Source organism: Flavobacterium galactosi (assembly GCF_048158585.1).
Taxonomy (GTDB): Bacteria; Bacteroidota; Bacteroidia; order Flavobacteriales; family Flavobacteriaceae; genus Flavobacterium; species Flavobacterium galactosi.
In genome coordinates, this window is sequence record NZ_JBLNKV010000005.1 from 280,808 (window position 1) to 293,238 (window position 12,431).

At 34.5% G+C, this 12,431-nt stretch carries 9 protein-coding genes; 6 read left to right on the forward strand and 3 right to left on the reverse strand.

Annotated elements, in window-relative coordinates:
• Positions 1 to 205: 205 nt before the first annotated feature.
• The 3 genes from ACM55M_RS12735 to ACM55M_RS12745 form a co-directional block, all read right to left on the reverse strand.
• Positions 206 to 757 carry an acyl-CoA thioesterase gene (locus ACM55M_RS12735; RefSeq protein WP_416858047.1) on the reverse strand — a complete coding sequence of 184 codons (552 nt, stop codon included), beginning with the start codon at positions 755 to 757 and terminating at the stop codon, positions 206 to 208.
• Between the two features lie 33 nt (positions 758 to 790).
• Positions 791 to 2,230 carry a rubredoxin gene (locus ACM55M_RS12740; RefSeq protein WP_416858048.1) on the reverse strand — a complete coding sequence of 480 codons (1,440 nt, stop codon included), beginning with the start codon at positions 2,228 to 2,230 and terminating at the stop codon, positions 791 to 793.
• A 68-nt stretch (positions 2,231 to 2,298) separates the two neighbouring features.
• A complete protein-coding gene (locus tag ACM55M_RS12745; protein WP_416858049.1) occupies positions 2,299 to 5,811 on the reverse strand; it encodes a molybdopterin-dependent oxidoreductase in 3,513 nt (1,170 codons plus the stop codon).
• A 231-nt stretch (positions 5,812 to 6,042) separates the two neighbouring features.
• On the opposite strand from ACM55M_RS12745, the gene ACM55M_RS12750 reads away from it, so the two are divergent.
• The 6 genes from ACM55M_RS12750 to ACM55M_RS12775 all read left to right on the forward strand — a co-directional run bounded on the left by ACM55M_RS12750 (position 6,043) and on the right by ACM55M_RS12775 (position 12,330).
• Positions 6,043 to 6,741 carry a Crp/Fnr family transcriptional regulator gene (locus ACM55M_RS12750; protein WP_416858050.1) on the forward strand — a complete coding sequence of 233 codons (699 nt, stop codon included), beginning with the start codon at positions 6,043 to 6,045 and terminating at the stop codon, positions 6,739 to 6,741.
• Between the two features lie 383 nt (positions 6,742 to 7,124).
• Positions 7,125 to 8,576 (forward strand): alginate export family protein, encoded by a 1,452-nt coding sequence (locus ACM55M_RS12755; RefSeq protein WP_416858051.1) that lies wholly within the window; start codon positions 7,125 to 7,127, stop codon positions 8,574 to 8,576.
• A 33-nt stretch (positions 8,577 to 8,609) separates the two neighbouring features.
• Positions 8,610 to 9,839, forward strand: coding sequence for a CmpA/NrtA family ABC transporter substrate-binding protein (locus tag ACM55M_RS12760; protein WP_416858052.1), 1,230 nt, complete (start codon positions 8,610 to 8,612; stop codon positions 9,837 to 9,839).
• Between the two features lie 114 nt (positions 9,840 to 9,953).
• The gene (gene ntrB / locus ACM55M_RS12765) at positions 9,954 to 10,841 is read left to right on the forward strand and encodes a nitrate ABC transporter permease (RefSeq protein WP_416850555.1); all 888 of its coding nucleotides are present in this window, start codon (positions 9,954 to 9,956) and stop codon (positions 10,839 to 10,841) included.
• A gap of 21 nt (positions 10,842 to 10,862) precedes the next feature.
• Complete coding sequence (locus tag ACM55M_RS12770) at positions 10,863 to 11,669, forward strand: ABC transporter ATP-binding protein (protein ID WP_416858053.1); 807 nt, start codon at positions 10,863 to 10,865, stop codon at positions 11,667 to 11,669.
• A 112-nt stretch (positions 11,670 to 11,781) separates the two neighbouring features.
• Positions 11,782 to 12,330, forward strand: coding sequence for a chlorite dismutase family protein (locus ACM55M_RS12775; RefSeq protein WP_416858054.1), 549 nt, complete (start codon positions 11,782 to 11,784; stop codon positions 12,328 to 12,330).
• Positions 12,331 to 12,431 lie beyond the last annotated feature (101 nt).

Consider the following 12,431-nt stretch of genomic DNA (forward strand, 5'->3'; position numbering starts at 1 on the left):
ACGAAATAATTATTTAAGCACACAAAATAATTTAATAGGGCTAGTTATAATAAGGAGGATAAATAGTTGCCCTATAAACAAAATGTAAAATTCGTTACTAGAACTGTTTTTTTAGAAATAATAAATAATAACGTGTGGAGTAAAGTTGCCACAATTGATTTGGTACTTAAAAACGGTACTATTTTACTTTTAGCCCTAAATTTAATTAGTACTGCAACTCCACCTTCACATTATATTGATTTAAACTCAAAATACTTTCTATAGATCCAAAAGTTGCAATACTCTTTTGGTATTCTCTTTCTTTTTTCAAAGCGATTTGTTTTACACAATTTTGGAACCGACTCACTTCTTTTAGATTAGTAAGAAGTAATCCGGGAACGGCTGCTTTTTTTCCGTCTTTGTCTTTGGAAACCATTGTAAAATAGGACGAATTACAATGATTAACGGTTCCTGTCTGAATGTTTTCTGATTCCACACGAATACCCACAATCATGGAGCTGCTTCCTACGTAATTTACGCTGGCTTTCATGGTTACCAATTCACCCACTTCAATAGGTTTTAAGAAATTCACGGTATCTACAGAAGCAGTTACGCAATAATTTCCGGAAAATTTTGAAGCACAGGCAAAAGCAATTTGATCGAGTAATGATAATATATAACCTCCATGTATTTTGCCACTAAAATTAGTGTGTGAAGGCAGCATTAATTCGGAAATAGTGATGTGTGATGAGCTTACCGTTTTGAAAGTCGTGTTCATTTGATGTGTTATTTATATTTGGAAAAGACTTTTTTATATAGTATTCAGTTTTTCTCCTGTCAATACGATAAAATTTATTTTTGGAGATCCACATAAAGAACAGCAATAGTCTTCAGGTAAGTCTTTAAATAAAGTCCCTTTTTCAATTCCTTGAGTAATATCGCCGTATTCTGAATTGTATAAAGTCAAACATTCGGGACACTGATGAATATCTTGTGCTGCTTTCTCTTTTTTGGTGGCTGTTTTGCTTACTTCAACAACTAAATTTCCTAAATCTTCAAAATATTTTCTACTCAATTCAATCAAAATGGTTGGTAGCTCCAGTTTGTCGACATCTTGTGCATGAACAATATATTCTTTGGTATTTGGATCAAAATTTTTGGCATACAAAACATTATACGTATCTCTAATTTTGATGGATTCTAAGTCTTTTGGTAATTCATTTTTTTCGACTACAATCGAAGTGAAATAATGTCCTTCACGATTGTATTCGGATATACCAAAAGTAAGTCCATAGGTACTGATGTCAAATTGATCCAGCGTTCGAACCAGAAAAGTTTTAAGATTTAAAGCCCATTCCATCGCAACCGGTAAATGCCAGTTCAGTTCCAATAGCGAGTGACGAACGTTAATCCCTTTTTTACCCAAGAATTTTTCCCAATCTAATTTTCGTTCCTTTGGAATCCCTTTTACAATGAAGGATTTCCATGGCGTGATGCATATTTTACCAATTTTGCAATCAAAACATAAATCGCACATTTCTTTCAAAAACTCTAAATCGTATAGATTATTTCTCCAATACAATCCCAACCAATATTGATCAATTCCCAATCGATTCATTCCTTCATAATAAGGAAATGGATAGAAAGGAATGTTTAACGGTTTGTCAATGGTTCTGTTATTAGTGTCCAAAGCATCGCTGACCAATTGAAAAATCATGTCCACAGAATCTGGTTCTTCTTCGAGTATTTTTTCAATGGCATAATATATTTCGGAGATATTCCAACTGTAAATCAGTACGGGATACATTTCCATTTTATCCCATTTTGGCAAACGGATATATAGAAACCAATAATCTTCATGATCCGAAGCAATAAAGTTGACGTGCCCTGTAAATAAAGGAACTAACTGTTGTTTTGGATCGGTGATATTTACTTTTAGCTTGGGTTGCTCTTTAAATTGCTCTAAAATATATAAAAACTTATTTCCCGTCAGCCAAGGTGTATTTCTAAAAATATCGGTGGATACATAGGAAGAAACAATGTTATTTCCGCTTTTTTCATTGGGATAAACAAAATAGTTCTTCCCTGTTTTTTCTTTCTCAATAGGAGTAAAACCTTTAGGAAATATAATATCTTGTCGAGAACCAAAGGAGATTGCATCCAGTCCTTGTTCCAAAGCCATATTTACAATTACTCGTAATTCACCTGGTGAAATCACGCCTCCTTTTACTATTAGTCTTGTCAATTCCATATTTTTTAGTGTTCAGTTTACAGTTTTTAGTATTCAGCGGTTAACTGATTACGAAATACTGCTAACAATTATTTACATTTTGATAAGATTTCTTTTACTTCGGTTTTGCAACTTCCACAACCTAATCCTGCACCTGTGGTTTTGCATAATTCGGTAAAGTTAGTTACGCCTCCCTTTATGGCTTCTTCAATATTTCCGCTTCCTACTTGGCTACAGGAACAAACAAGTTTTCCTAAAACTGGTTTTGTATTCGAACTTCCTCTTAGTAACGTATTTCTTTTATCAGATAATTCGATTTTGCTTTCAATCATCGTTTTGAATTCGGCAAACTCATTTTTATCACCCATCAAAATAGCACCTACTAACAAGTCGTTTTTGACGATACATTTTTTATAGTATCTTTTTCCTAAATCAGCAAACACAATTTCTTCGTAAGAATCGTCATTGTCCGGGATTTCTATTTCACCAATACTACATAAATTAATGTCTTCCAGTTTCAAGATATTCATTAAAACGGAACCTTTATAAAAACTGCTGATATCGCCGGCCATAAAATTAGCCAATACATCAGCTTGTTCTTCGGCTGCTGAAGTAATTCCGAATAATTGATTGTTGAATTCTGCTATTTCACCAATGGCAAATATATTTGGATTCGATGATTGTAAATACTGATTTACTTTTACACCACGTCCGCAGGATATTCCTGATTCTTTGGCTAATTCAATATTTGGAATAGTACCAATGGTGTAAACGATAGCATTTGCAGTTATAATTCGACCACTTTTCAGTGCGATTTCTATTTCATTTGGATTCTCTGTTTCGAATACTGTGCTGACTTCATTATCAAAATAAATTTGAATGTCACGAAGTTGTACTTCTTCGGCAAGTAATTTACTCGAAATTCGGTCCAATTGACGTTCCATTAATCGGGAAGCCCTTTGAATTATTGTAATTTTTACTTTTTTATGTTTTAAGGCTGCGGCCAATTCTAATCCTAATAATCCACCACCTACGATAACTACATGTTGTTCTTCGGGAACTAATTTAGTGTTATCCAGATAGTTTTTTAATCGGTCTGCATCTTCTTTTTTTCTGATTGTGAATCGTCCCGGCAAATGCAATTGTGCATTTTCAGGAATAAAAGGTCGGCTTCCGGTTGCTAATATTAAGGAATCAAAAGAATGGGTAATACCGTCACTATCTAGAATTATATTTTCTTTGGTATTGATGTTATCAATTGAAACACCTGATTTCATAGTGATATTTAGCTTACTTAAAGCTTCATCTTTTATTTTCAAAAGCTGTTCCCAAGAAAGTTCCGCCGTTACGTATTCCGGTAGTAAAACCCTGTTGTAAAATGGATTTTCTTCATTTGAAAAAACAATAATTTCATCAGAAGTATTGATTTCCCTGTAGTTTTGAATGAATCGAAAAGCAGCAGCTCCAGCACCTACTACCGCGATTTTCTCGAAAGGTTTTACATATTTGGCAACCGAGACAGTTGTGAATTTAAAGTCAGGCTCTTTCGATACAGGATCTACAAGAGTATTAGTCAAATTATTGGTTCTGTTCAAGTCATTTTCCAACTGTTTTCCCCAATGCATCGGCAAGAATAGTACTCCTTCTCTAATGGTATCAGAAACTTTGGCTTTTACACGAACAGTTCCATTTTTACTGGTCACTACCACAATATCTCCATTATTTATGGATGCTTTATAGGCATCAATAGGATTTATTTCAAGCACAGGACTCGGAATATGCGTCATCAATCGAGCTACTTTACCCGTTTTAGTCATTGTGTGCCATTGGTCTCTTATGCGGCCCGTAGTAAGAACGAACGGAAAGGTATCATTAGGTTGTTCCGAAGTATTTTCAATAGCCGTAGGAATATTAAAAATCGCTTTTTGTGAAGGCGTATAGAATTTTTTATCGGTAAATAAACGGGGTGTTCCAGGATGTCCATAATCAGGAACAGGCCATTGAAAAGTACCTTCATTTTTTAGACGATTGTAATTTAAAAAGGAAATGTCGATATTGGTATTTTTTGTCATTAGACAATGTTCCTTATAAATATCTTCAGTACTGTTGAAATTGAAACCGGTGAAATTCATTTTTTTAGCAAAACGAGTCAGAATTTCCACATCCGGTAATGCTTCTCCCGGTGCATTGATACCTTTCGGCAAATAAGAAATTCGTCTTTCAGAATTGGTCATTGTTCCTTCTTTCTCTAACCAACCTGCTGCCGGCAATAATAAATCGGCAAATTTTGACGTATCGGCATTATGGGAAATATCCTGAACCACCACAAATTTGGCATTAGCCAGCGCTTTTTCCACTCTGCGGGAGTCTGGTAAACTTACCATTGGATTGGTACAAATAACCCAAATCGCTTTCATTTTTCCAGATTCTAAAGCATCAAACATCTCTGTAGCCGTTAATCCCGGTTTTTCAGATATGTCTTCAACTCCCCAAAAATCTGCTACTTCTTTACGATGTACCGGATTATTCAATTCTTTATGTACAGCCAATAAATTAGCCATTCCACCCACTTCACGGCCACCCATAGCATTAGGTTGTCCAGTCAATGAAAAAGGCCCGGAGCCTGGTTTTCCTATTTGTCCTGTTAATAAAGAAAGGTTCAGTAAAGCGGTATTTTTGTCTACGCCAATAGCACTTTGATTGAGTCCCATTGCCCAAAGCGAAAGAAATCCTTTGGCTTTACCAATGATGTCAGCCGCTAATTTGATGTCATTCAAGGGAACGCCACAAAGTTTAGATGCTTTCTCTAATGAGCTAGACAGTACTAGATCTTTATATAATTTGAAATTTTCAGTGTGGTTTTTAATGAAATCATTGTCGGCATATCCTTTTTCGATTAGCCTTTTGGCCAAAGCATGATATAAAATAATGTCAGTACCCGGAATGATTTGTAAATGCAAATCGGCAGCTATTGCCGAGTCCGTTCTTCGAGGATCGATTACAATGATTTTTGTTTTCGGATTTTTTTCCTTGTGTTGTTCGATTCTTCTAAAAAGAATAGGGTGACACCAGGCAGGATTGGCTCCTGTTATCAAAAAGGTATCTGCCAGTTCAATATCGTCGTAAGCGATTGGTACAGAATCTTCTCCAAATGTTTTTTTGTACCCTGCCACCGCTGAACTCATGCACAAACGGGAGTTGGTATCGATATTATTGGTTTTCAGAAATCCTTTTACAAGTTTGTTTACCAAATAATATTCTTCCGTAAGACATTGACCAGAAATATAGAATCCAACACTGTCAGGACCATGTTTTTTTATTATGGACGAAAAGACTGCTGCTGCACGATCCAAAGCGGTATCCCAGCTTACTCTTTCCATAGGATGGGACTTACTCCATCTCATTTCTGGATAAAGAATCCTGTCTGAGGTATCGTTGACTACATAATGAAGGTTCATCCCTTTCGAACAAAGCATGCCTCTGTTCACCGGATGGTCTTTGTCGCCTGTAACGGTGACGCCATTTTTAGAATCATTGGTTACTATAATTCCGCATCCTACTCCACAATAGGAACACGTGGTTTTGATTTCTGAATTTTGCATTATTGAATTTCTTTATTAATAATGAAAGCTTAGTATATTGATCTGTTTCAATCTTACGAAAGTGTAAAAATAAGTATTTTTACGTATTAATACGTATTAAATGGATTTTATTTTATATTTTTGAGTAAAATAAATATTTAGTAGCAAATCATTTTGTGAACGATTTTAAATTTTAGCCATGACATCGCCATGAGACATCATATTCTTTTAAAAAACAAATATTAGCTTCGTATGAAAGAAGAATTAGCCACTTGTAGTACTTGTATAAATGAAAATTGTTTTATCAAGAAACACATTCATTTAGAACAAATGAAGAATTACATTGACAGAAAACGTAGTTTTACTTGTAAAAAAGCACAGCAATTTATCATTGAAGGCGCGCCAATTCAAGGTTTGTACTTTATTTACAAAGGAAAAGTAAAGACGGTAAAAACAGGTATTAACGGAAGAGAACAAATCGTAAGATTAACTAAAGATGGTGATACTGTCGGTTTTAGAGGTTTTGGTACCAGTAAGCGCTACCTTATAGGTGCTTATGCGTTGGAGGATACTATGTTATGTAATTTTAGTAATGAAGATATGCTGGAAATACTTCATAATGTCCCTGAATTCACCTTTGATTTAATGCTGTTTTATGCGGAAGAGCTGAATAAAAGTGAGAATAATATTCGTAAAATTGCACAAATGAATGTGAGGGAAAGGGTAATTGATACCTTATTATATATCCATAGAAAATTCGGTCAGATGAATGGTGTAATAGAGCTTGATTTGTCCAGAAAAGAAATTGCTGATTTTGCCGGAACCACTGATGAGCAAGTGATACGGGTTATTTCAAGTTTAAAAAAAGAATTACTCATTAAAACTGTCGGTAAGAAAATAGGATTAGTTAATACCGACAAATTAAAATCAGAAATTAAAGAACATAAATAGTTACAAGAGTAAATCGCTCCCTTTTTCTCTCTTTCTTCTTCTTCTTCTTCTTCTTCTTCTTCCAAACAGGTATTCTCCTTTTGGAGAACAAAAATCTCCCATTTTTTTATTCGAATAAATAATCGCTTTTTATGTTTTTAAAAGCCATTGACATGATTTTTACCAGATAAATTTTTACAATACGTATTTTTTACTACGTGTTTAATACTGCTTAAGCCTTGCTATTGTTGGTTTTGTTTCTGTTATCTGTCAAAAAGCAGGAGTTAAACCACCTTAATTACGGTTTTTTAAGTACTAAAAAGTTATTTCAGTCTGTTTTTTATATAGTATCTAAGTATTAATACTTACGTAAATTTGCTTCATACTAATTAAAACATAAGATTATGCAAAAGTTTAAAAGCACATTACTAGGTACTCAAGGTTTGAATATAAGAAAAATTTCAAGAGTAAATCTTTCGAAATCTTTTTTCTTGGGAATCGCCTTAACCGTATTAAGCCAAAATGAAGCAAAAGCACAATTTACCGCAACAGGACAAATTAGAGAAAGAACTGAATTTAGAGCAGGGCAAGGGACTTTGCAAAAAGAGGCAGACAAAGCAGCTTTATTCAATTCTCAAAGAGCAAGATTAAATATAGGATTTACAGGGTATAGATTTAAAGTATTTATGGCGTTACAAGATGTGCGCGTATGGGGACAAGATGCTTCTACCATAAATAGAACAACTACAGAAGCAAATAACGGGATCATGCTTCATGAAGCTTGGGGAGAGATTATGTTGAATGACACGATAAGCACCATTCAAAATTTATCTTTAAAAATAGGACGTCAAGAAATCTCTTATGATGACCAAAAAGTGTTAGGAGGTTTAGATTGGTTGCAACAAGGAAGAAGACATGATGCGATTGTTTTCAAATTTGCAAACAAAGGATGGATTGCTGATGTTGGAGCTGCATTTAACCAAAACAAAGAACTTAATGCCGGGACAGTTTATAATGGAGTTCCTACTGCTTATGGCGCTGGTACAAATGGAATTGGTACCATGTACAAATCATTTCAGTATGCTTATATAGGAAAGAAACTTTCCTTTGGTGATATCTCGTTTCTATTCTTTAAAGATGATTTTAATAAATATACGAATGTTACTTCTGGAACACCGGCTGTAACTACCAAAGTATATGGAGAAGGAGTTTGGAGTCGCAATACTACAGGATTTTATTTCAACACTAATGTTACCAGAAAATTCAATCTTACAGGAAGCTTGTACCATCAAGGGGGTAAGGACAAAGACGGCAGATCTATAAGTGCTAATTTGGCTTCGGTAACATCAACTTTGCAAGTAGGAAGAAAATTATTTGTAGGTCCTGGAATTGATTATTTATCAGGAACAGACGGTACAAAAGCAGTAACCGCAACTTCAGAAAGCAATCTTTTTGATCCATTATACGGAACACCACACAAATTCTGGGGAAGTATGGATTATTTCTATGCTGCGAATGGCTTTGGAAAACAAGGATTATTGAACTATTTCTTTAAAATGAAATACAACGCAAAAGATAACCTTACATTTTTTGCTGATATACATGGTTTTGCAGCAGCAAACACCTTGTCTAATGGAGCTGGAGGAGAATTAGATTCTTATTTAGGGACTGAGGTTGACTTAATGGTACGATACAATTTAACTAAAATGATCAATATTGAAGCTGGATATTCTTTCATGAAAGCTACTAATTCAATGGCGTCAGCAGCGGTTAAAAATGTTACAACACCAGATCTTAGCCCACAATTTGCTTATCTAATGCTAAATATCAAACCTAATTTTTTAGCCAAAAAATAAATTAAAGTATTCAATTTTAAAAAAATAAATAAAATGAAAAATTCAAATAAACAAATAACAAGGGTTTTCAAAAGAGTTATGTTGACCTTGTTGACCGTATTGAGTTCCGCTTTTACAACAATAAATGCTCAAAGTGATCCTGTACGATTAGGTTTCATTCCACTTACGGATTGTTCGCCAATTGTTATGGCAAAAGAACTAGGGTTATTTAAAAAATACGGAGTTGAAGTTATTGTAACCAAAGAATCTTCTTGGGCGAATGTTCGTGACAAAATTTTAACAGGAGAATTAGACGGAGCACATTGTTTGTATTCTATGCCGTTCTCAGTATACACAGGAGTTGGTGGTAAAGCTGGATCTGAAATGAAAATTGCCATGATGCTTAATGTAAACGGTCAGGCCATTACACTTTCTAATGATTTTTGTGGAAAAGTAGGCTTTAAACAAATGAATAAAATAACTCCAGTGGTTGCGGCCAAGTTAAAAGCTGAAAAAGAAGTGACATTTGCCATGACTTTTCCAGGAGGAACACACGATTTATGGTTGCGTAACTGGATGTCTATCGCTGGATTGAATCAAAAAGCAGTGAAAATTATTACGATTCCTCCTCCACAAATGGTGGCGAACATGAAGGTTGGAAACATGGATGGTTATTGCGTAGGAGAGCCTTGGGGAGGTGTTGCCGTAAAGCAAGGAATAGGATTTACACAAATTGCTTCACAAGATATTTGGAAAGATCATCCTGAAAAAGCTTTGGTTGTGAACAAAGATTTCAGCTCAAAACGTAAAGCAGATTTAGTAAAAGTAATGAAAGCGGTAATGGAAGCTTGTATCTGGTTAGACAATCCATCTAATCGTAAAAAAGCGGCTGCTATTATTGGTAGAGCACCTTATGTGAACGCTCCAGCTGATGTAATTGAAGCTAGATTGATGGGAGATTACAATTTAGGTTGTAACCAAGGAACACAAGTTTATTCTAAAGATTATATGTTGTTTCACAAGGGCGGAATGGTTAATTATCCTCGTAAATCATATGCAATTTGGGCGATGGCACAGTTTGTAAGATTCGGATATTTGAAAGAAGCTCCAAATTATGCTGCAATTGCTGATAAATTAATCTTGCAAGATTTGTACGAAGAAGTAGCTAAGAGCATGAAAGTGAAAGTTCCAAATGATGATATGAAACCTTTTTCTCTTACTATGGATAAAACTGTTTTTGACCCATCAAATCCTGCAGCTTACTTAAAAGTTGTAAAAAGATAAATTAAAAAATAGATTACAACGTCTCAACCCCTTCTCTTTATAGAGAGTCCCGTCCCGAAGTTTCGGGATCGGGGAGACATTAGAAATACCTTAATTAAACTAAATTTTATTACCATGTCTGATAAAAACACACTAACCATTGATACACTAGATTCAGAAATCAATGTTTCAACAGAGACAAAAAAAAGTGTCACAGAAGAAAATTATAAACTCAAATTAGCATTAAATACTTTACTTGTAAAATCGAAATCATTGCTTTTGGCAGGTGTAGGTTTGTTCGTTTTTGGCGGATTCTGGAGTTTATTAAGTTATTATACAAAAGATGCACTACCTGGTCCAATAGCTACTTTAACTGTTTTGAAAGAAATGTTAAGCGATCCTTTTTATGACTACGGACCAAATGATAAAGGAATAGGATTACAATTATTCAATTCGATAAAAACAGTATTGATGGGGTTTTTGTTAGGTTCATTAATTGCTATTCCAATTGGAATTTTAATGGGAGCCAGTACCGTTTGTAAACAAATTTTTTATCCAATTGTTCAGCTTTTAAAACCAGTTTCCCCTTTAGCCTGGTTTCCTATTGGTTTGGTGGTTTTTAAAGATACTGGAATGGCAACCATATTTATTGTTTTTATCACTTCTTTGTGGTCTACGTTGATTAATACTTCTTTTGGTGTGGCGTCGATTCCTCAGGATCATAAAAATGTAGCAAAGGCATTTGGATTTTCTAAAATGAGATACTTGACTAAAATTTTAATTCCGTATAGTTTGCCTCATATAATTACAGGGTTGCGTTTGAGTATCAGTGTAGCTTGGTTGGTAATTGTAGCGGGTGAAATGTTGTCTGGTGGAGCGGGTATTGGGTTCTTTGTTTGGGACAGTTGGAATGCATTAAGCTTGGAAAAAGTTATATCAGCCATTATCATCATTGGTATTGTAGGATTGCTTTTTGACAGATTATTTACTTTCATCGAAAATAAAGTGGCTTATAAAGCTTAATAAAATTTAAAAAATACGACTATGAGTTATTTAGAAATAAAAGATTTGGAAATTTCGTTTCCAACTCCAAAAGGAAAATATGTTGCAGTAACAAATATTAATTTATCCATCAAAAAAGGAGAAATCATCTCTATCATTGGTCACTCCGGTTGTGGAAAATCAACCATCATGAATGCCATTGCCGGAATGCTTATTCCCACAGGAGGAACGGTTGAATTAGACGGAAAAATAATAAAAGGCCCAGGCCCAGATAGAGGAATCGTTTTTCAAAACTACTCTCTTTTGCCTTGGATGTCAGTTCATGAAAATATTTTTCAAGCGGTAGATTCAGTAATGGATTGTTCTACGAAAGAAAAACATGAAATTGTGGATAATAATCTTAAAATGGTCAATTTATTGGAACATAGAGATAAATTACCGGGACAATTATCGGGTGGCATGAAACAAAGAGTAGCCATTGCGAGAGCTTTTTCTATCAACCCGGGAGTATTATTGTTGGATGAACCTTTTGGTGCTTTGGATGCTTTAACCAAAGGTACTATGCAAATTGAAGTATTGAAATTATGGAACTTAAACAATAGAGATAAAACTATTGTTATGATTACTCATGATATTGAAGAAGCATTGTTTTTGTCAGATCGAATTGTAGTATTAAATAATGGTCCCGCATCAACCATTAGGGAGATTGTAGAAGTTCATTTACCAAGACCTCGAAACAAAATTGAAATAGTAAAAATGCCTGAATATATTGAGCTAAGAGATGAATTATTACATCTGTTAACGGATAAGTTCTCCATTGAAGATATGGATATGGTATATAAAAGTTAATTTTTTTGGTTTGGTTTAATTTGTTTAGTTAATTTAAGAATCCCTGAGGTATTGAGCCATTTCAGGGATTTCTGTTTAAACCCAAAATACTAATTATAAAAAATAAATCGATATGAATACTACAATTTTTGATTTTATAGGAGATCATGCCGGGGAGTGGAAAGTAACTTCAATGATTGCTTTGAAAGGAGAGCCAATCGAGTCCGTTTCTCACATACAAAAGATTTCAAGTTCTTTAGTTCCATCTAAAAAAGGAATTTGGACCTTAAAAGGAATTGTGAGTAACCTTAGGTATACGGAGAAAGAGGATAAAGACAACTTGGTTGCTATTCAAGAAGATTTAGGCCGCTCAGAAGCTACTTTAGCGGCATTTATTCCCATCCGAAAATCGGAAGCATGGTGGAATTTAGCGCAAGATGAACGTAGAAAAATAATGGAAAATAAATCCCAACATACCCAAATAGGTATGAAGTATTTGCCTGCAATTGCCAGGAAGTTATTTCATTCCAGAGACATTGGTGAGCCTTTTGATTTTTTGACTTGGTTTGAATATGCTCCAGCTGATGCCGCTGCTTTTGAAGAACTTTTAGAAACACTTCGAAAAACAGAAGAATGGAGTTATGTGGATAGGGAAATTGACATTAGATTGGTGAGAATATAACCAATAATCATAGGGTAAAGAGATGAATTATTTGCGACTGTTATCGCTGTGCATTCTTGGACTTTGAGGTTTTATTTTTCGGTTTCAGACCGATTTCCACT